General features: G+C 71.1%; 19 protein-coding genes and 1 tRNA gene. 10 read left to right on the forward strand and 10 right to left on the reverse strand.

What is annotated here, in order from left to right:
* Window positions 1–57 precede the first annotated feature (57 nt).
* Window positions 58–1,065: a hypothetical protein gene (locus tag N798_RS17480; protein ID WP_052117319.1), complete on the forward strand. Its 1,008-nt coding sequence runs from the start codon at window positions 58–60 to the stop codon at window positions 1,063–1,065.
* A gap of 18 nt (window positions 1,066–1,083) precedes the next feature.
* Here the strand turns inward: N798_RS17480 and N798_RS12825 are convergent, their stop codons facing one another.
* From N798_RS12825 to N798_RS12835, 3 genes are all read right to left on the reverse strand, one after another.
* Window positions 1,084–1,542, reverse strand: coding sequence for a hypothetical protein (locus N798_RS12825; protein WP_035949022.1), 459 nt, complete (start codon window positions 1,540–1,542; stop codon window positions 1,084–1,086).
* An 82-nt stretch (window positions 1,543–1,624) separates the two neighbouring features.
* Window positions 1,625–1,698 (reverse strand) — tRNA-Pro (locus N798_RS12830).
* Between the two features lie 88 nt (window positions 1,699–1,786).
* Window positions 1,787–2,728, reverse strand: coding sequence for a metallophosphoesterase (locus N798_RS12835; protein WP_035949023.1), 942 nt, complete (start codon window positions 2,726–2,728; stop codon window positions 1,787–1,789).
* 43 nt (window positions 2,729–2,771) lie between these two features.
* Between N798_RS12835 and N798_RS12840 the strand changes: the two genes are divergently transcribed.
* On the forward strand, window positions 2,772–3,233 hold the full coding sequence (locus tag N798_RS12840; protein ID WP_035949029.1) for a GatB/YqeY domain-containing protein: 462 nt from the start codon (window positions 2,772–2,774) through the stop codon (window positions 3,231–3,233).
* A gap of 7 nt (window positions 3,234–3,240) precedes the next feature.
* Here the strand turns inward: N798_RS12840 and N798_RS12845 are convergent, their stop codons facing one another.
* Window positions 3,241–5,679, reverse strand: coding sequence for a transglycosylase domain-containing protein (locus tag N798_RS12845; RefSeq protein WP_035949031.1), 2,439 nt, complete (start codon window positions 5,677–5,679; stop codon window positions 3,241–3,243).
* A gap of 210 nt (window positions 5,680–5,889) precedes the next feature.
* Here N798_RS12845 and N798_RS12850 point away from each other — a divergent pair, with 210 nt between their 5' ends.
* Complete coding sequence (locus N798_RS12850; protein ID WP_052117321.1) at window positions 5,890–6,198, forward strand: WhiB family transcriptional regulator; 309 nt, start codon at window positions 5,890–5,892, stop codon at window positions 6,196–6,198.
* A gap of 67 nt (window positions 6,199–6,265) precedes the next feature.
* Here N798_RS12850 and N798_RS12855 read toward each other — a convergent pair whose 3' ends face one another.
* Both N798_RS12855 and N798_RS12860 read right to left on the reverse strand, forming a co-directional pair.
* Complete coding sequence (locus N798_RS12855) at window positions 6,266–7,426, reverse strand: ArsA family ATPase (protein WP_035949033.1); 1,161 nt, start codon at window positions 7,424–7,426, stop codon at window positions 6,266–6,268.
* Complete coding sequence (locus N798_RS12860; RefSeq protein WP_052117322.1) at window positions 7,426–8,439, reverse strand: ArsA-related P-loop ATPase; 1,014 nt, start codon at window positions 8,437–8,439, stop codon at window positions 7,426–7,428. Before N798_RS12860 ends, N798_RS12855 begins: the two co-directional genes overlap by 1 nt.
* 38 nt (window positions 8,440–8,477) lie before the next feature.
* Between N798_RS12860 and N798_RS18190 the strand changes: the two genes are divergently transcribed.
* From N798_RS18190 to N798_RS12875, 4 genes are all read left to right on the forward strand, one after another.
* Window positions 8,478–8,636 carry a DUF4177 domain-containing protein gene (locus tag N798_RS18190; RefSeq protein ID WP_146132895.1) on the forward strand — a complete coding sequence of 53 codons (159 nt, stop codon included), beginning with the start codon at window positions 8,478–8,480 and terminating at the stop codon, window positions 8,634–8,636.
* Window positions 8,637–8,638: 2 nt separating this feature from the next.
* Window positions 8,639–9,112 carry a RidA family protein gene (locus N798_RS12865; protein WP_035949035.1) on the forward strand — a complete coding sequence of 158 codons (474 nt, stop codon included), beginning with the start codon at window positions 8,639–8,641 and terminating at the stop codon, window positions 9,110–9,112.
* Window positions 9,113–9,132: 20 nt separating this feature from the next.
* The gene (locus tag N798_RS12870; RefSeq protein ID WP_052117324.1) at window positions 9,133–9,831 is read left to right on the forward strand and encodes an NUDIX hydrolase; all 699 of its coding nucleotides are present in this window, start codon (window positions 9,133–9,135) and stop codon (window positions 9,829–9,831) included.
* Between the two features lie 136 nt (window positions 9,832–9,967).
* Window positions 9,968–10,762 (forward strand): MBL fold metallo-hydrolase, encoded by a 795-nt coding sequence (locus N798_RS12875; protein ID WP_035949037.1) that lies wholly within the window; start codon window positions 9,968–9,970, stop codon window positions 10,760–10,762.
* A gap of 3 nt (window positions 10,763–10,765) precedes the next feature.
* On the opposite strand, the gene N798_RS12880 is transcribed toward N798_RS12875, so the two are convergent.
* On the reverse strand, window positions 10,766–11,443 hold the full coding sequence (locus N798_RS12880; protein ID WP_035949040.1) for a Crp/Fnr family transcriptional regulator: 678 nt from the start codon (window positions 11,441–11,443) through the stop codon (window positions 10,766–10,768).
* A gap of 85 nt (window positions 11,444–11,528) precedes the next feature.
* On the opposite strand from N798_RS12880, the gene nth reads away from it, so the two are divergent.
* Window positions 11,529–12,314 (forward strand): endonuclease III, encoded by a 786-nt coding sequence (gene nth, locus N798_RS12885; RefSeq protein WP_035949042.1) that lies wholly within the window; start codon window positions 11,529–11,531, stop codon window positions 12,312–12,314.
* The gene (locus N798_RS12890) at window positions 12,311–12,976 is read left to right on the forward strand and encodes an NUDIX hydrolase (RefSeq protein ID WP_229708379.1); all 666 of its coding nucleotides are present in this window, start codon (window positions 12,311–12,313) and stop codon (window positions 12,974–12,976) included. Before nth ends, N798_RS12890 begins: the two co-directional genes overlap by 4 nt.
* 148 nt (window positions 12,977–13,124) lie before the next feature.
* Here the strand turns inward: N798_RS12890 and N798_RS12895 are convergent, their stop codons facing one another.
* From N798_RS12895 to acs, 3 genes are all read right to left on the reverse strand, one after another.
* Complete coding sequence (locus tag N798_RS12895) at window positions 13,125–13,511, reverse strand: phage holin family protein (protein WP_035949043.1); 387 nt, start codon at window positions 13,509–13,511, stop codon at window positions 13,125–13,127.
* 49 nt (window positions 13,512–13,560) lie between these two features.
* Window positions 13,561–14,916, reverse strand: a complete 1,356-nt coding sequence (gene nhaA / locus N798_RS12900; protein WP_035949044.1) for a Na+/H+ antiporter NhaA — start codon at window positions 14,914–14,916, stop codon at window positions 13,561–13,563.
* A gap of 238 nt (window positions 14,917–15,154) precedes the next feature.
* Complete coding sequence (gene acs / locus N798_RS12905) at window positions 15,155–17,119, reverse strand: acetate--CoA ligase (protein WP_035949046.1); 1,965 nt, start codon at window positions 17,117–17,119, stop codon at window positions 15,155–15,157.
* 266 nt (window positions 17,120–17,385) lie between these two features.
* Here acs and N798_RS12910 point away from each other — a divergent pair, with 266 nt between their 5' ends.
* The gene (locus N798_RS12910) at window positions 17,386–18,261 is read left to right on the forward strand and encodes a hypothetical protein (protein ID WP_035949048.1); all 876 of its coding nucleotides are present in this window, start codon (window positions 17,386–17,388) and stop codon (window positions 18,259–18,261) included.
* The last annotated feature ends 37 nt before the right edge of the window (window positions 18,262–18,298 follow it).

Raw genomic sequence — 18,298 nt, forward strand, 5'->3', positions numbered from 1 at the left:
GGGTCTTCTCGCGCCTCCTTGAGGGCGACACACTGATGTCGTCGAGAGGAGCGCGCCATGAGCAACCTGTCAGCCCAGCTGCCCGACACCCCGCGCCCGGCGCCGGCCACCCCCGCCGGAGCCGAGGCCTCGGCAGGGGCCATCACGCCACCACGGGTCCGGGCCAGCGCCTCGGTCCGGACCTACCGCTACCTCCGGCTCAGCCTCGTCGGCCTCGTCGTCCTGCTCCTCTTCTGCGTGTGGGCGGAGCGGCTGGGCGGAGCCGCGGCCAACCGGAACCTCGGCTCGATCAGCGCCTACTACTACACGCCCGCGCGCAGCGTCTTCGTCGGCGCCCTCGTCGCCATCGGCATCAGCCTCGTCGCGATCGTCGGCCGGCGCGGGTTCGAGGACACCGCCCTCAACATCGCCGGCATGCTCGCCCCGGTCGTCGCCTTCGTGCCGACCCCGCGCGGTGCGGGCGGCGCGCCGTGCGACCCGGAGGGCCGCTGCTCGGTGCCGCCCGAGTTCGTGCCGTCCGTGGTCAACAACGTCTGGGGCCTCATCGCCCTCGGAGTCCTCGGCCTGGGACTCGGCGCGTGGATCGTCATCGGGCGACGGCAGTCCTCGCGGGCGACCAGGATCGGCTTCTTCCTCGCCGCAGGCGTCTTCGTGGCGTTCGTCCTGTGGTTCCGCTTCGCACGCGACTCGTTCCTCGACACGGCGCACTTCGGCGCCGCGGTGCCGCTCTTCGGCCTCATCACCGCGGTGGCCTTCGTCAACGCTCGGCACGCGGCGAGGCGGCGGGACGGCATACCGGGTCGTGAGCCGAGCCGGGAGGCGAAGTCCTACCGCATGACGTATGCCGTCACCGCCGGCGTCATGGCCGTGACCTTCGCCGTGGCGATCGTCCTCGTCGTCGTCGACCAGTTCCTCGGCGGCGGCACCCCGACCGAGTGGGTGCTCTGGGTCGAGGTCGTCCTGCTCGTCGCCTTCGCCGTCTTCTGGGTCACCCAGACCTTCGACTACTGGAACGACGGGCTGCCCGAGGAGGCGTCGACCCAGCCGACCGCGGTCGGCGTCTGACCCCAAGCGATCTTCGGGCTAGCCGAGGAAGACGGGGAAGAGGGACACCATCAGGGCGACCATCCCCATGAAGGCCGGCACGCCTCCCGACCATGCGATCCACCGTTCCTCGGCTGCTCGCGCGCCGCTCCTGCGCAGGGACTCCCGCCAGAAGCGGTACATGTGCGGGTCGGAAGGGGCCATCGCCAGCACGCTCGGGGCATAGAGCAGCTGAGCCGGGTAGAGGACGAGAAGGGCCCATCGAGGGTCGCCCAGCGGCCCGGCCAGGGCGTATCCGATGCACGCCAGCGCAGCGAACACCGCCAGGCCGGAGAGGCTGAGGACGAACGCGCCGAGGGCGTACCACCGACCCCACCGCCGAACGGCCGGGACGAGCCATCGGGCGAGCCGGTCGTCCATGTCGTACCTGACATCGATGACGATCGACCACGCCAGGAGGGACAGCCCGACCACCGCGACGCCCGCCCACCCGTTCACGCCGGGAATGCTAGCCCTGAGGTGCCGAGACGACGGCGAGGGCCCGGTGGTCGACCGAAGTCGGACACCGGGCCCTCACTTGTCGGGGTGACAGGATTTGAACCTGCGACCTCTTCGTCCCGAACGAAGCGCGCTACCAAGCTGCGCCACACCCCGTGACACTCCGCCACCCTCGCAGGCAGCGACACCAGAGGATAACTGACGCTCCCGCCCGTCCCGAAATCGGTTCCGGGAAGGTCGCGGGTCAGCGACCGACGAGCGTCAGGAGCGTGGCCTCCGGGCGGCACGCGAAGCGCAACGGAGCGTAGGGCGAGGTGCCGAGACCGGCCGAGACGTGCAAGTATGCCGCGTCGTCCGGTCGCGTGGGCGCCGTGCCTCCCGCGCCCGGCCACCAGCGCGACAGGCCCTTGGCCCGGCCGCGGTCGAGGTCGCAGTTGGTGACGAGGGCGCCGTAGAGCGGGACCGCGAGCTGGCCGCCGTGGGTGTGCCCGGCGAGGATGAGCCTCGCCCCGTCGGCCGCCATCGCGTCGAGGACACGCTGGTAGGGCGCGTGCACGAGACCGAGGGTGAGCGCGACGTCCGTGGCGGCGGGACCGGACACACCGGCATACCTGTCCCGGTCGATGTGCGGGTCGTCGACGCCGACGAGCTCGACCCGGTGGCCACCCATGTCGACCGTCGTGCGGGCGTTGTCGAGGTCCGACCAGCCGCCGGCCACGAGCCCGTCGACAAGCTCGTCCACGGGCAGGTCGCCGCGGGGCGCCTTCGGAGCCTTCGCGTATCCGGGGGTGAGATAGCGCGCGGGGTTCTTGGGCACCGGCGCATAGCGGTCGTTGGAGCCGAGGACGAACGCGCCCGGGTAGTCCATGAGCGGCTCCATCGCCCGCAGCAGCGGTGGGACCGCCTCGACGTGGGCGAGGTTGTCACCGGAGTTGACGACGAAGTCCGGTGCGAGAGAGGCAAGGTCGCGAACCCAGTCGATCTTGCGACGCTGTCCCGGCGTGAGGTGGAGGTCGCTCACCTGGAGCACCGTGACAGGCGCTGACCCCGGCGGCAGCACCGGCACGGTGGCCTCCCGGAGGGTGAACCAGTTGCGCTCGACGAGGGCTGCGTAGGCCACGCAGGCGACCCCCGTGGCGGCCACGCCGGCGAGGGTCGTCAGGGCGGTCCCGGTCGTCGAGGTCATCACGCCAGTATCCCGGTTGACGCCGGGTGTCAGACTTGGGGGCATGACCGACACGACTCTCAAGGGCAGGCTCCAGAGCGACCTGCACGACGCGATCCGGAGCAAGGACAAGGTCCGCTCGGGCACGCTGCGCATGACGCTCACCGCGATCACCAACGCCGAGGTGGCCGGTGACGAGGCCAAGGAGCTGAGCGACGACGAGGTCCTCAAGGTCATCGCCAAGGAGGCCAAGAAGCGCAAGGAGGCCTCGACCGCCTACACCGACGCAGGCCGCACCGAGCTCGCCGAGACCGAGGACGCCGAGCTCGCCGTCCTCGAGGGCTACCTCCCCACGCAGCTCGACGACACCGAGCTCGAGCGCATCGTGCGCTCCGCCGTCGAGTCGACCGGCGCGAGCGGGATGGCGCAGATGGGGCAGGTCATGAAGGTCGCTCAGGGCGAGGTCGCCGGCCGCGCCGACGGTGGGCGGGTGGCCGCGATCGTGAAGCGCGTCCTCGCCGGCTGAGGTCGTCCTAGCCGTTGCCGCCGGGCGGCTTCGGCGGCTTGCCCTTGCCCTTGCCGGGTCGCGTCGTGTCCGGGACCGGTGGCGGGGTGACGATCGACGTGCGGGGCTGCTCGGTGGTCCGGGTCGGCGTCGCGCTGCTGCCGTTGCCGTTCGAGATCAGCAGGGTCACCGTGCTGCCCTTGGGCGCTCGACGGCTCGGGTTCGTCGAGGCGACCCGGCCCTCCCGGATGGGGGAGTCCACCCGGCCACCGATCCTGACCGAGAAACCGCCGGCGCGCAGCGCTTCCGTCGCGGCCTCGACGCTCCGGCCGGCGAGATCCGGGAGTGCGACGTAGTTGCCGTTGCGCACGGCGGCCGACGGTTCGGTGAAACGGACGACGGGAAGGCCGCGTGTCGCGGCTGTCATGATCTTCGACCACACCGGGGCGGCGATCGTGCCACCGAAGACACTCCTCTTGCAGCCGTACTCGTTGAAGCACTTGCCGTTGAGCGTGAGCAGCTGCCCGTTGGCCCGGGCGACCTTGACGTTGCCGACCCAGACGGCAGCGGCGCGCTGCGGCGTGTAGCCGATGAACCACGACTGGTTGTGGTTGTTCGTCGTGCCCGTCTTGCCGGCAGCCGGGCGCTTGGTGACGTCCCACACGCCCTTGGCCGTGCCCCGGCGGTCGCTCAGCGGGCCTTGGAGCAGGAGGTTGACCCCGTCGGCGACATCCGCACGGACGACCTGCTTGCACGTCGTCGGCGGCACCTTGATGACCTTGCCGTTCGACGTCGTGATCGAGGCGATCGGGGTCGGCTCGCAGAACTTGCCGCGTGCGGCGAGCGTCGCGTAGGACGCCGCTGCCGTCATCGGGGTCATCGTGCCGGCGCCGAGCGTGATCGAGGCGACGGAGTTGTAGATCGGCTTGCCGTCGCCCTGGTGCACGCCCATGCGGTTCATGGTGTCGTAGACCTTCTGGCAGCCGGTGTCGATGACGAGCTGCCCGAACGCCGTGTTGATGGACTCGGCAGTGGCCTTCGCGAGGCTCATCTCGCCACCGCTGCGGTAGTCGTTCTCGACCTCCCAGTCCTTGTCCGAGTTGCACCGCCCCTTCATCTCCGCACGGGTGAACATGTGCGGGTCGTCCGGGGAGGCCGACGGGGCGTCGATCGTGCCGTCGAGCGGCATGCCCGACTCGAGCGCGGCGACGAGCGCATAGGTCTTGGCGGTCGAGCCGAACTGGTAGCCGTACTGGCTGCCGCCGTAGCGCTGGTCGACGTTGAGGTTGAGCTGGCTGTCACCGAAGTCGGTGGCCTGCGCCATCGCGAGCACCTTGCCGGTGCCGGGCTCGATGACCGTCGAGGCCGCGCCGAGGTTGCTCTTGTTGCCGACCGGCACGGCGTCCGTGAGGGCCTTGAGGGTCGCCGCCTGCAGCTTGCTGTCGAGCGTCGTCTTGATGACGAGACCGCCCTGGTTGATGTTCTTGAGGCGCTCTGCCGGGGTCTTGCCGAGCACGGCCATCTGCGGGGACTTCTGGAGGTACTCCATCATGTAGGCGCAGAAGAACGGCTCGCTCGAGCGCTGGCAGACGCCCTTCGGCGGCTTGCGGTTGCCGAGCATGTTCGCGACCGGCACCTTCTTGGCGGCTGCGACCTCCGCGGCGGTGGCCATGCCGAGGGCCTGCATGCGGTCGAGGACGGCGTTGCGGCGGGCCTGCGAGTTCTTGGGGTTGAGGACCGGGTTGTACTTCGTCGGCTGCTGGACGATGCCCGCCAGCAGCGCGGACTGGACGAGCGTGAGCTTGCTGGAGCTCACGCCGAAGTAGTTCTGCGCGGCAGCTTCGACGCCGTAGGCCTGGTCGCCGTAGTAGACGAGGTTGAGGTAGCCCGCGAGGATCTGCTCCTTGGTGTAGTTGCGCTCGACGTCGAGCGCGTACTTGAGCTCCTGCAGCTTGCGCGTGTAGGTCTTGGCGACGGCGGCCTTGGCAGCCTCCTTGTCGTCGCGACGAAGAGCGTTCTCCTGCAACGTGATCTTGACGTACTGCTGGGTGAGGGTCGAGGCGCCCTGGACGTCACCGCTCGAGAAGTTCGACACCATCGCGCGGGTGAAGCCGCGCACGTCCAGGCCGCCGTGCTCGTAGAACCGGGAGTCCTCGATGGCGATCTGCGCCTTCTGCATCCACGGCGAGATCTTGTCGAGGCTGACGATGATCCGGTTCTCGTCGTAGGGGTTGGCGATGAGCTTGTTGTCGGCCGTGAGGATCTTGGACTGCTGGGCGAGCGGAGAGACGGAGAACTCGCTCGGAAGGTCGTTGAAGGCCTTGACCCCACTCGTGGTGGCACTGCCCCCGGCCCCGATCGCGGGGATGGCGATGCCGGCCATGAGCAGCCCCATGAGGGTGCTCAGGACGACGAGCCCCAGCAGCAGTCGAAGCACGTGGGGCAGGTTGTGGGCGCGACCTTCCATGCCCGCAGGGTAACGCGGCAAGATGTGATGGCCCCGGTCGCAGCGCCGCAGGCCCGCGACCTCCCACGTTGTGGAAAGTGCCTAGCACATAACTAGTTATTACGAACCATATGACTAGTCCCCAAATTGGTCATAGCGCAGGTCCCCGCCACTGCCTAGTTTTCCGGTAACGCCATTCGGGAGGGAATGGCCCAGCCAAGGGACACTCGCATGACGATCACAGCTCCTGCCATCACCTCGTCCGCTCCATCCGACTGGTCGACCCGCGGTACCTGCGTGGGCACCGACCCCGACGCGCTCTTCGTCCAGGGCAAGGAACAGCGCACCGCCAAGATCGTGTGCCGCGGTTGCCCCGTGTCGCTCGACTGCCTCGCCGACGCCCTCGACAACAAGACCGAGTTCGGTGTCTGGGGCGGCATGACCGAGCGAGAGCGGCGCGCGCTGCTCCGCCGCCACCCCGACGTCCGCTCCTGGCGCGACGTCCTCACCAAGACGGTCATCGCCCGCGCCCAGGGCTGACCACCTGCACCCGTATGCCGGGTCGTGCCCTCCGTGGCCGGCCCGGCATTCGTTTGCCCGGGAACGCTCAGCCGGCGAGGGCCGCACCCACCTCGCGCAGCCCGTCGAGGTCGTGGACGTCGGTGGCCGACGCCGGGACGGTCGACAGGGGCACGTGCGGGTGCGAGGCGGCGAACCGTGACACGAAGGCATGCTGCCGGGCCGCCGCCGACGCGAGGTCGACGTGCAGGGAGAGCAGGGCGGCGGTGAGCGAGTCCCCCTTGCCCTCCTCGGTCAGCTGCTCGAGGGCGTCCTCGGCGCGCGAGGCCGACAGCGCTGCCGCCCCGAGCGACTGGAGACGGTTGACGACGACGCCCGCGAGCGGCATACGTTCCTGTCCCAGGCGGTCGACGAAGAAGGCGGCCTCGCGCAGTGCGTCCCGGTCCGGGGAGGCGATGACGACGAAGGCGGTCGTGTCCTCCTTGAGGAGCGCGTAGGTGACGTCGGCCCGCTCGCGGAAGCCGCCGAACATCGTGTCGAGTGCGGCGACGAAGGTCTGCACGTCCTGGAGCATCTGGCCGCCGAGGACCCGGCTCAGGGTGCGCTGGGCCAGGTCGACCCCGACGCTGAACACCTTGAGGTAGGCGCGACCGCCGGCCTTCGCCGGGGCCATGAGGAGGCGGACGAACCGCCCGTCGAGGAACGAGCCGAGCCGCTTGGGGGCGTCGAGGAAGTCGAGCGCCGACCGCGACGGGGGAGTGTCGACGACGATGAGGTCCCACGTGCCGTCGCGCTCGGCCTGGGTGCGGAGCTGGCCGAGCTTCTCCATCGCCATGTACTCCTGCGTCCCGGCAAAGCTGCTCGACACCGCTTGGTAGAACGGGTTCTCGAGGATCTGGGCGGCCTTCTCGGGAGTGGCGTGAGCCTCGACGACCTCGTCGAAGGTCCGCTTCATGTCGAGCATCATCGCGTCGAGCGAGCCGCCCGCCGACGTGTCGACGCCGGCGACCGGGCGCGGGGTGTTGTCGAGCTCGGTGAGCCCGAGCGACTGGGCGAGCCGCCGTGCGGGGTCGATGGTGAGGACGACGACCTTGCGTCCCGTCTCGGCCGCGCGGATGCCGAGGGCCGCGGCGGTCGTCGTCTTGCCTACTCCGCCGCTGCCGCAGCAGACGATGATGCCGACGCCCTCGTCGGCCAGCAGCGCGTCGACGTCGAGGATGTCGTGGGTGGGTGCCCCTCGGGACGCCATCACGCCACCCCCTGGGCGAGCAGCTCGTCGGTGAGCACGGCGACCCCACCGTCCTCGACCCCGTCGGAAAGGGCCGGCAGTTCGATGACCTGCGGCCCGGCCTCGGCGATGTCGAGGGCCATCTCGGACTGGAGCTCGAGACGCAGCGCGTGGTCGCGACCCTCCTGCACGAGCCCCTGGACCATCGGGTTGGTCGGGCGCAGCCCCGCCTCGGTGAGCTCGGTGCGCAGCAGCTCGTCGAGCGCGTCGTTTGAGCCCTCGAGGGCGTGGAGGTTGTCGGGCGAGAGCCGGGGCTCGCGGACCTGGTTCACGATGATCGCGCCGATGTGGAGGCCGACGTCGGCGAGGTCGCGCAGGCCGTCGAGGCTCTCCTGCACCGGCATCTCCTCGAGCAGCGTCACCATGTGCACGAGGGTGCGGGGGTCGCGCAGCATTCGCGTGATCGAGTCGGCCTGCGACTTGATCGGACCCATGCGGGCGACGTCCGCGACTCCGGCGTTGACGTTGAGGAAGCGCACGGCGCGACCGGTCGGCGGGGCGTCGAGGACGACGGCGTCGTAGTGCAGGCCCGCGCCCTTGGACCCGCGGCCTCCCTTGGGGCGACCGGCCGCCTCGTAGACCTTGCCGATGAGGAGGACGTCGCGCACCCCGGGCGCGATCGTCGTCGCGAAGTCGATGGCGCCGACCTTCTCGAGGGCCGACCCGGCGCGGCCGAGCTTGTAGAAGAGCTGGAGGTACTCGAGCAGCGCGGCCTTCGCGTCCACCGACAGCCCCCAGAGCTCGCCGCCGCTCGGGTGCGAGACGAGCCGGACCTCGTCGGTGCCGAGAGGTGGGATGTCGAACGTCTGGGACAGGCCCTGGCGACCCTCGACCTCGGCGACGAGCACCCGCTTGCCGGTGCTGGCGAGGGCGAGGGCGAGGGCGGACGCGACCGTCGTCTTGCCGACCCCGCCCTTGCCGGTGACGACGTGCAGCCGGGCGGCCGGCAGGTTCGGGTGGGCAGATGAGGGCACGGTGCCAGCCTACGGTGGGCACCACTAGGGTGGGCGCCATGCAGAAGTGGGAGTACGCGACGGTGCCGCTCATGATCCATGCGACGAAGCAGATCCTCGACCAGTGGGGCGAGGACGGCTGGGAGCTCGTCCAGGTCGTCCCCGGCCCGGACGGCAACGGTCTCGTGGCCTACCTCAAGCGTCCGAAGGGAGCCTGACCATGGGTGCAGTCGAGGACCGCCTCGCGGAGCTGGGTCTGGCCGTCCCGGAGGTGGCCGCTCCGGTCGCCGCCTATGTCCCGGCCCTCCAGGACGGTTCGAGGGTCTTCACCTCCGGCCAGCTGCCGATGGTGTCCGGCCAGCTCGCCGACACGGGCAAGGTGGGCGAGGGCGAGGGCCACGTGTCGCCCGAGCGCGCCAAGGAGCTCGCGCAGCTCTGCGCCCTCAACGCCATCGCGGCCGTGAAGTCGGTCGTCGGCGACCTCGACAAGGTCGAGCGTGTCGTCAAGGTCGTCGGCTTCGTCGCCTCCGACCCGGCGTTCACCGGGCAGCCGGGCGTCATCAACGGCGCCAGTGAGCTGCTCGGCAAGGCCTTCGGCGACAGGGGCGTCCATGCGCGCTCGGCCGTCGGCGTCGCCGTCCTCCCCCTCGACGCGCCCGTCGAGGTCGAGATCATCGTCCACGTCGCCGACTGACGAGACCCTCCTCCTTCCGTATGCCGTGGCGCGAGTTCGAGGCTCCGCGCTCGCAGGCGTGGGTCGAGAACGCGCGCGCGTGGCTCGCGTCCCCGGGGGAGCCGTTGGTTCCCCGGGGCGCGGCCACCGTCCTCGTCGTCCGTGACACCGACGACGGACCGGCGGTCTTCGTGCAGCGGCGGGTGTCGACGATGGCGTTCGCGCCGTCGATGTACGTCTTCCCCGGTGGCGGTGTCGACCCCGAGGACGCCGAGGTCGAGCTCGACGCGCGCGTCGTGACCGAGGCCGCCGATGCCATGGGTGTGGGCCCGGCCGAGGCGGCACCGCTGCTCGCGGCCGCCGTCCGCGAGGTCGAGGAGGAGTGCGGCCTGCGGCTGTCGGCGGCCGACCTCGTGCCGCGCGCGCACTGGATCACCCCACCCTTCGAGAAGCGCCGGTTCGACACCTGGTTCTTCGCTGCCGCGATGCCGGCGGACCAGACGGCGCTCGGGAAGTCGGGCGAGACCGACCACGACGCGTGGGTGCTCCCGCGACGTCTCCTCACGGCATACGCCGAAGGAGACGCGGTGATGCTGCCCCCGACGGTGGTGATGCTCGAGCAGCTGGACGCGTTCGCCACGGTGGACGAGTTCCTCGCCGACCGGCCGGTGCTCACCGCGGTGTCACCCCAGCTCGTCGACCTGGGCGATCGCCTCGTCATGCGCTCCGACATCCCCTGACGGCAGCCGCACAGGGTGTCGTGCGAGGTCGGTCACCCATAGGTGTCCGCGGTGGACACTGATCGGTGACCGAGGCGACGCGCACCTGTGCGGCGCCGCCGCGGTCAGGTGGCGACCCCAGTGGCAGGGTGGGGGGATGAGTGAGCAGGTGTGGGCCGGCGGGCAGGTCACCGAGCGGGCGCACTGCGTCCTCGCGCCCAACCCGGGACCGATGACCCTCGACGGCACCAACACGTGGGTCCTGCTGGAGCCGGGCAGCACCGAGGCCGTCGTCATCGACCCGGGCCCGCTCGACGAGGGCCACCTCGCGCGGGTCGTCGACACCGTCACCGCAGCCGGTGCGCGCGTCACCGAGACGATCCTCACCCACGGCCACCACGACCACGCCGAGGCGGCGCCGCGCTTCGCCGAGCTCACCGGCAGCCGCATCCGTGCGGTCGGTCGCGGCCACGACGACCTCGCCGACGGGTCGGTCATCAGGGCCGGCGGGCTCGAGGTCCGCGTCGTCGCCACGCCCGGCCACACGAGCGACTCGGTGTCCTTCGCCCTCGCCGCCGACCACGCCCTGCTCACCGGCGACACGGTCCTGGGTCGGGGCACCACAGTGGTGGCGCACCCGGATGGCGAGCTCGCGGCATACCTCTCGTCGTTGGAACGGATCGCGGACCTCACGGGCAACGGCGAGGTGACCCGCATCCTCCCCGGCCACGGTCCGGTCGTGCCGGACGCGAAGGCGATGGTCGCCTTCTACCGGACGCACCGGCGGGAGAGGCTCGAACAGGTGAGGCAGGCCCTCGCCGACGGTGCCGCCCAGGAGGCAGACCCGGTCGAGGGCGTGCTCACGCGGGTCTATGCCGACGTACCGCAGGAGGTCTGGCCGGCGGCGCGGATGAGCATCCGCGCCCAGCTCGACTACCTCGGGGTGGGCTGACGGTCAGCGCGCGCGGCGCTGGAGACGCTCCATGTCCTGGACGAGGACCGCGCGCGCCTCGAGCTTGAGCCAGCCGCGCGTCGCGAAGTCGGCGAGCGCCTTGTTGACGGTTTCGCGGGACGCGCCGACGAGCTGGGCCAGCTCCTCCTGGGTGAGGTCGTGGCTCACCATGACGCCGCCCTCGACCGGCCGGCCGAAGCGGTCGGAGAGGTCGATGAGGGCCTTGGCCACGCGACCGGGGACGTCGGTGAAGACGAGGTCGGCGAGGGACTCGTTGGTGCGGCGCAGGCGTCGGGCCAGAGCGGCGAGGAGGGTCGCGGCGACGCCGGGGCGCTCGGCGAGGAAGGTCTTGAGCTGCTCGTGCGTGAGACCGACGATCTGGGTCTCGGCGACCGCGGTGGCCGTGGCCGTGCGGGGCCCCGGGTCGAAGAGGCTGAGCTCACCAAACATCTCGCCCGGACCGAGGATCGCCAGGAGGTTCTCGCGGCCGTCGGCGGAGGAGCGGCCGAGCTTGATCTTGCCCTCGCCGATGACATAGAGCCGGTCACCCGGGTCGCCCTCGTGGAAGAGCACGTCGCCGCGCTCCATGTGCTGGGCGGTCATGGACGCGATGAGGCTGGCCGCCGTCTCTTCGTCGAGAGCGGCGAACAACGGGGCCTTGCGCACGATGTCGTGATCCACGGGGCACAGTGTGCCATGCCGTCGCTCGCCCGGGCGGGTGACGAGGGCACGGTCACCGTCGGTGCCGAGACGTAGGCTGGCTGGCGTGCCTGCCCACCCCGTCTCGTATGCCGCAGAGTCACCCGTCGCCCGTACCCGCCGGGCCCGCAGGATCTATCGCGCGCTCGTCGACCGCTATCCCTACGCGCACGCCGAGCTCGACTTCGAGACACCGCTCCAGCTGCTCCTCGCCACGGTGCTCTCGGCGCAGACGACCGACGTCACCGTCAACAAGGTGACGCCCATCCTCTTCTCGCGCTGGCCGACGGCCGAGGCGCTCGCCGCCGCCGACCGCGCCGAGATGGAGGAGGTGCTCAAGCCGACCGGCTTCTTCCGCGCCAAGACGAACTCGGTCATCACGCTGAGCCAGGCGCTCGTCGACCGGTTCGGCGGTGAGGTGCCGGCCCGCCTCAAGGACCTCGTCACCCTGCCCGGGGTCGGTCGCAAGACCGCCAACGTCGTCCTGGGCAACGCCTTCGGCGTCCCGGGCATCACCGTCGACACCCACTTCGGCCGGCTCGCCCGGCGCTTCGGCTGGACCGAGGAGACCGACCCGGTCAAGGTCGAGCACGAGATCGGCGCGCTCTTCCCGCGCAAGGACTGGGTGATGCTCAGCCACGTCCTCATCTTCCACGGCCGGCGCACCTGCCACGCCCGACGGCCGGCGTGCGGGGCGTGCCCCGTGGCGCGCTGGTGCCCGTCCTACGGCGAGGGCGAGACCGACCCGGTCAAGGCGCTCACCCTCCTCAAGTACGAGCTGGCGCCGGGTGCCGTGCTGCCCGACCCGCCGCCGGGTCCGCTCCCCGGCGAGCGGGTCGAGGAGACGGCGTGAGCGCACCCCGTCCCGACTGGATGGCCCGGGTGCTCACGGCGATCGCCGAGGAGCAGCCCGCGGCCTTCACGACGTTCGCGCCACCCGATGACGTCGACCGCCGCTCGGCGGTGCTCATGCTCTTCGGGCCGAGCGCGGACGGTGGCTCCGATGTCGTCCTCACGTCGCGCTCGCGCGACCTGCGGGCCCACCCGGGCCAGGTCTCCTTCCCCGGCGGACGCGTCGACCCGACCGACGCCGGGCCGGTCGAGGCCGCGTTGCGCGAGGCGGAGGAGGAGGTCGGGGTCGTCCCGGCGAGCGTCGACGTCGTCGGCGCCATGCCCGAGCTCTTCCTCACCCCGAGCGGCAACGCGGTGACGCCGGTCCTCGGGTGGTGGCCGTCGCCGGGGCCGGTGAGCGTCGTCGACCCGCGCGAGGTCGAACGCGTCGAGCGCGTGCCCGTCGCCGAGCTGCTCGACCCGTCGCGCCGGTTCACCGTGGCGCACCCGTCGGGCTACCGCGGGCCGGGGTTCGAGGCCGGCGGGTTCTTCGTGTGGGGGTTCACGGCACTTCTGCTCGGCGCGGTCTTCGACCTGGCCGGGCTGAGCCAGCCATGGGACTCGAAGGTGGAGCGGCCGATCCCTGAGCACGTCCTCTCCGACTGGATGCGCAACCGCGCCTGATCAGGGCGCCCACCCACGGCGAGGGGCAACGTCCGGCGAGATGCCGGCATACCGACCAGAGTTGCGGACGCAACGAGAAGGTGCCTGCGACGTCCGGCGAGATGCCGGCATACCGACCAAAGTTGCGGACGCAAGGCGCCCGCCGCGGTCAGGACTTGAGGGTGGCGATCGTCTGCTGTGCTTCGGCGATGGCCCGGCTCGGCGCAGGCTTGGCCTTGTCGAGCGACTTCTTGCCGAGCAGCCCGAGGACGGCGGCGACGACGAACATGAGCAGCGTCGTGATGCCGTAGCCGGCCCAGAGCGGCAGCCAGATCCCGAGGACCTGCGCGAGGGTGTGGAAGAGGAAGACCAGCCCCAGGAGCCCGACGAAGGCAGCGCCCCCGAGGAGGCCGGCGCCCTTGCCCATGACCTTGGCGCCGGCGGACACCTCCGCCTTGGCCAGGGCGATCTCGCTGCGGACGATGCCCTGGACGTCGTGCGTGGCGTCCGCGACGAGCTGGCCGATGGTCCGCTCGGGGCCGGTTCCGGTTGTCATGCTGCTCACCTTCGCAGGTCGGGAGGGTTCGGTGCGACTTTCCCCGACCTTACCCAGTCCCGCGGGTGCGACCCGTCCTGTCCGCTCCCGAACCGCGCTGGAAGGCGTCGGGCACTCCGTCGCCGTCGTGGTCCACCTCGTCCTCGAGGGCGATCTGCCGGTAGGTCGCGTTGCGACGCCGCAGGACCACGGAGGCGAAGAACGCGGCGAGCAGCGAGCCGACGATGACGGCGAGCTTGGCGTGCTCGTCGCGCTCGGACCCGGCGCCGAACGCCAGCTCGCCGACGAGGAGTGACACCGTGAACCCGACACCCGTGAGCAGCGCGAGCCCGACGATGTCGGTCCACGTGAGGTCCTCGTCGAGGCGGGCCCGGGTGAACCGCGCCAGCAGCCAGGTGCTGCCGAGGACGCCGACGACCTTGCCGACGACGAGCCCGACGACGATGCCGATGGCCACCGGGTCGCGCAGCGCCGCCCCGGCGCCGCCACCGATCACCGTGACGCCGGACGCGAAGAACGCGAAGACCGGCACCGCGAACCCTGCCGACAGCGGCCGCAGCCGGTGCTCGAGGCGCTCGGCCACGTCGGTCTCGGCCGGCAGCGTCGACACCACCGGCACGTGCGACCGCGGACGGACCGGCACGGTGAGACCCAGCAGGACGCCGGCGACCGTCGCGTGAATCCCCGAGGCGTGCACCAGTGCCCAGGTGGCGAAGGCCAACGGCACGAGCAGCCACCACACGACGATCCGCCGCTGGGCGAGGAACGCGAAGGCCGCCAGCGGGACGAGCGCCAGCATCAGCGGCAGGAGCTCCAGCCCCTGCGTGTAGAAGATCGCGATGATCGTGATGGCGATGAGGTCGTCGACGACGGCGAGCGTGAGGAGGAACGACCGCAGCCCCGATGGCAGGTGCGAGCCGATGACGGCCAGCACCGCGAGGGCGAAGGCGATGTCGGTGGCGGTGGGGATGGCCCAGCCGCGCAGCGCGTCGCCGTCCGCGCCGGCGAGGAAGACGGTGGCGGTGAAGAGGATCGCCGGCACCGCAACGCCGGCGGCCGCCGCGACGACCGGCACCGCGGCCTTGGCCGGCGAGCGCAGGTCGCCCACGAGGAACTCACGCTTGAGCTCCAGACCGGCGACGAAGAAGAAGAGCGCGAGCAGCCCGTCCGACGCCCAGTGCCCGAGCGACAGCTCGAGGTGCCAGGGCTCGTAGCCCACGCGGAGGTCGCGCAGGCCGGCATACGCCTCCCGCCAGGGGGAGTTCGCCCAGACGAGGGCGACGAGCGCGGCGACGAGGAGGACCGCACCGCCGACGGTCTCGGTGCGCAGGGCCCGCGTGACCGTCTGGGCCTCGGTCCAGCTCGGGCGACGGAAGAGCCGGTCGCGTGCGGCGGGGGAGATCATGGGGCCCTTTCGGGGTCGGTGGCATCGTTGCCGACCAGACTTCCCGGCTCACCTGACGTCCAGTCTATCGGCCGCTGGCTCCGGCCCCGCCGACCGCGGGCGGCCCTGCAGCCCTGCAGTCCCGCAGTCTCGCCGCCCAGCGAACGGGTGCGGACGGCATACGTCGGCGACTGATTACCCTGTCCAGCGGTCGTCGCTGCGCTCCTCGCGCTGGAAAGGGCAATCAGTCGCGCCCGGGTCAGTCGGACGAGTCCTTCGACAGGCCCTGCTGGATGAGGTTCATCACCGAACTGTCGGCGAGGGTCGTGACGTCGCCGACCTCGCGGTTCTCGGCGACGTCCTTGAGGAGGCGGCGCATGATCTTGCCCGAGCGGGTCTTGGGCAGCTCGGGGACGACCATGATCTGCCGCGGCTTGGCGATCGGGCCGATCTCGTGGGCGACGTGGTTGCGCAGCTCCTGCACCGTCTCGTCGCCGTGGTCCTCGGCGCCGCCACGCAGGATGACGAACGCGACGACCGCCTGCCCGGTGGTCTCGTCGGAGGCGCCGACGACCGCGGCCTCGGCGACCGACGGGTGCGACACGAGCGCCGACTCGATCTCGGCGGTGGAGAGGCGGTGGCCCGAGACGTTCATGACGTCGTCGACGCGGCCGAGCAGCCAGATGTTGCCCTTGTCGTCGTACTTCGCGCCGTCGCCGGCGAAGTAGTACTTCTCGCCGAACCGGCTCCAGTAGGTCTCCTTGTAGCGCTCCGGGTCGCCCCAGATGCCGCGCAGCATCGACGGCCACGGCTGGGTGAGCACGAGGTAGCCGACCTTGTCGGGCTCGGTGAAGGGCTGGCCCTCGTCGTCGAGGATCTCGGCGCTGATGCCTGGGATCGGGCGCTGCGCCGACCCCGGCTCGAGCGTCGTGACGCCGGGCAGCGGGCTGATCATGATCGCGCCGGTCTCGGTCTGCCACCACGTGTCGACGATCGGGGCCTTGTCGCCGCCGATGTTCTTGCGGTACCAGAGCCACGCCTCGGGGTTGATCGGCTCGCCGACCGAGCCGAGGACGCGGATGCTCGACAGGTCGAACTTCGCGGGGATGTCGGCGCCCCACTTCATGAACGTGCGGATCGCGGTCGGCGCGGTGTAGAGGATCGACACCTTGTACTTCTCGACGACCTCCCACCAGCGGCCCTGGTGCGGGGTGTCGGGCGTCCCCTCGTAGAGCACCTGCGTCGCGCCGTTGGCGAGCGGGCCGTAGACGATGTAGGAGTGGCCGGTCACCCACCCGATGTCGGCGGTGCACCAGTAGACGTCGGTCTCCGTGTGCACGTCGTGGACGACCGCATTCGTGTATGCCGTCTGCGTGAGGTAGCCGCCCGTCGTGTGGAAGATGCCCTTGGGCTTCCCCGTCGTGCCGGACGTATAGAGGATGAAGAGCGGGTGCTCGGAGTCCATCGGCTCCGGGGTGTGCTCGGTGCTCTGCCCGTCGACGAGGTCGTGCCACCAGACGTCGCGACCGTCGGTCCACTCGACCTCGGACTCGGTGCGCTTGACGACGAGAACCTTCTCGACCGGGTTGTCGCCGTGGGCGAGCGCCTCGTCGACCGCCGGCTTGAGCGGGGCGGCCTTGCCGCGACGCCACTGGCCGTCGGCGGTGACGACGACGCGGGCCTCGGCGTCGTTGATGCGGGTGCGCAGCGCCTCGGCCGAGAAGCCACCGAAGATCACCGAGTGCGGGGCGCCGAGCCGTGCGCAGGCGAGCATCGTGGCGATGGCCTCGGGGATCATCGGCAGGTAGATCGCGACCCGGTCGCCCTTCTCGACCCCGAGCTCGACGAGGGCGTTCGCGGCGCGGCAGACATCGTCCTTGAGCTGGGCGTAGGTCACCGTGCGGGTGTCGCCACCCTCGCCCTCGAAGTGCAGCGCGACGCGCTCGCCGTTGCCTGCCTCGACGTGGCGGTCGACGCAGTTGTAGGCGACGTTGAGCTCACCGCCGACGAACCACTTGGCGAACGGAGCCTCGCTCCAGTCGAGGGTCTGGTCGAAGTCCTTGCTCCAGGTGAGGCGCTCGCGTGCCTGCTTGGCCCAGAACGCCTCGCGGTCGGCGTCGGCCTCCGCGAAGAGGTCCTCGGTGCCGACGGCCTGGGACCTCAGCTCGTCGGTGGGTGAGAGGTCGAGCTCGGCCAGGTGGCTGGAGAGGTTCTCGTCGGTCACTTCGGGCTCCTCGTCGTTGGGGGCTGAGTGCGGAACTGCCGGTCGCTGCGGGCGAGGCCGGGAAGGCCGCCACACGCACTGCTCCCAGCCAACCGTGTCGGCTGGTCCGCATCAACAGCGGGTCCACGCCCGTCGCCCGGAGGCGGGTGGGCTGCGCTGGGCGGTGCGACGAGCGGCACGACGAGCGGTGCGGCTCGGCTGTGCGACCGGTGCGACGAGCGGCACAGTGGCGGCGGTCGAGGGCGACGCGCAGTAACCTCGCTCGCATGGGTGAGACGGCCAGCCGCCCGGCGACACGGACCGGTGCCTCGGACACGAGGGACGCGATACGCGCGAGCGTGCCGAGGCGACTCTCCTTCGCTCACCTGCGTCGCGCGTGGCCCTGGGTCGCGGTCGTCGTGGCCCTCCTGCTCTGGTGGCCGGCCGGGTATGCCGGCCGCGCCGACTGGATGCACCTGCCCCTCATGCAGATGGAAGGTGGGGTGGCGCCCGTCGCCGGTGGGGAGCTCTTCCTCGGTTCGCTCGTCGGCGCCGCCGTCGTGTCGGCGCTCGTGGCGGCGCCGTGGCCGAGGTTCGGCGTCGCAGCCGGTCTCACGGCGATGGCCTGGGTGCTCTCCGACGGGGACGTCGTCTTCGCGTCGGGGGAGCGGGTCGTGCTGGCAGCCCTCGTGGCGATCGGGATGCTCGTGGGACTGGGTGTGGGCGCCGGTGCGCTCAAGAGTGCGGTGTCGGCGGGTGCGTTCCTGGCGCTCGTCTCCGGGCTCTCGCCGGCGATGTGGTCGCGTGGGCTGGTGCTCGCGGTGGCCATCGCGTTGCCGTTCTGGGTCGCGACGTCCGACCGGGTCGCACCGACGATCCTCGCGGTCGTGCGGGTGGTCCTGACGTGGCTCGTGGCGGTCGTCGTGTCGACGAGCCTGTGGGTCGGTTTCGGAGTGCTGCGGGTCGGCCAGCTCGCGGACCCGAGGTCGGCCGCGCCCGTCGTGTGGCGCGGGTTCGTCGACAACGTTCGAGAGCGGGGCCTCGAGACGGTGAAGGCCGCGCCGCAGGTCTACACGGGCTGGATCTGGGTCGCGGTGGCGCTCGTGGTCGTCCTCGTCGTCGGCGCGGCTGCCCTGCGGCGGCGTGAGACGACGACCTCCTGACCCTGCGGGGTCACCGAGTGGCGGGGTCCCGTCGTCG

The organism is Knoellia flava TL1, assembly GCF_000768675.1.
In the GTDB taxonomy this organism is placed as follows: Bacteria; Actinomycetota; Actinomycetes; order Actinomycetales; family Dermatophilaceae; genus Knoellia; species Knoellia flava.

Excerpts from the sequence above, each read along its gene's own strand:
- nhaA (WP_035949044.1), bottom strand. The coding sequence starts at position 14,916 with ATGATCTCCCCCGCCGCACGCGACCGGCTCTTCCGTCGCCCGAGCTGG.
- N798_RS12840 (WP_035949029.1), top strand. The coding sequence starts at position 2,772 with ATGACCGACACGACTCTCAAGGGCAGGCTCCAGAGCGACCTGCACGAC.
- N798_RS12850 (WP_052117321.1), top strand. The coding sequence starts at position 5,890 with ATGACGATCACAGCTCCTGCCATCACCTCGTCCGCTCCATCCGACTGG.
- N798_RS12865 (WP_035949035.1), top strand. The coding sequence starts at position 8,639 with ATGGGTGCAGTCGAGGACCGCCTCGCGGAGCTGGGTCTGGCCGTCCCG.
- N798_RS12855 (WP_035949033.1), bottom strand. The coding sequence starts at position 7,426 with ATGGCGTCCCGAGGGGCACCCACCCACGACATCCTCGACGTCGACGCG.
- N798_RS12835 (WP_035949023.1), bottom strand. The coding sequence starts at position 2,728 with ATGACCTCGACGACCGGGACCGCCCTGACGACCCTCGCCGGCGTGGCC.
- N798_RS12870 (WP_052117324.1), top strand. The coding sequence starts at position 9,133 with ATGCCGTGGCGCGAGTTCGAGGCTCCGCGCTCGCAGGCGTGGGTCGAG.
- N798_RS12895 (WP_035949043.1), bottom strand. The coding sequence starts at position 13,511 with ATGACAACCGGAACCGGCCCCGAGCGGACCATCGGCCAGCTCGTCGCG.
- N798_RS12845 (WP_035949031.1), bottom strand. The coding sequence starts at position 5,679 with ATGGAAGGTCGCGCCCACAACCTGCCCCACGTGCTTCGACTGCTGCTG.
- N798_RS12875 (WP_035949037.1), top strand. The coding sequence starts at position 9,968 with ATGAGTGAGCAGGTGTGGGCCGGCGGGCAGGTCACCGAGCGGGCGCAC.
- N798_RS18190 (WP_146132895.1), top strand. The coding sequence starts at position 8,478 with ATGCAGAAGTGGGAGTACGCGACGGTGCCGCTCATGATCCATGCGACG.
- N798_RS17480 (WP_052117319.1), top strand. The coding sequence starts at position 58 with ATGAGCAACCTGTCAGCCCAGCTGCCCGACACCCCGCGCCCGGCGCCG.
- N798_RS12910 (WP_035949048.1), top strand. The coding sequence starts at position 17,386 with ATGGGTGAGACGGCCAGCCGCCCGGCGACACGGACCGGTGCCTCGGAC.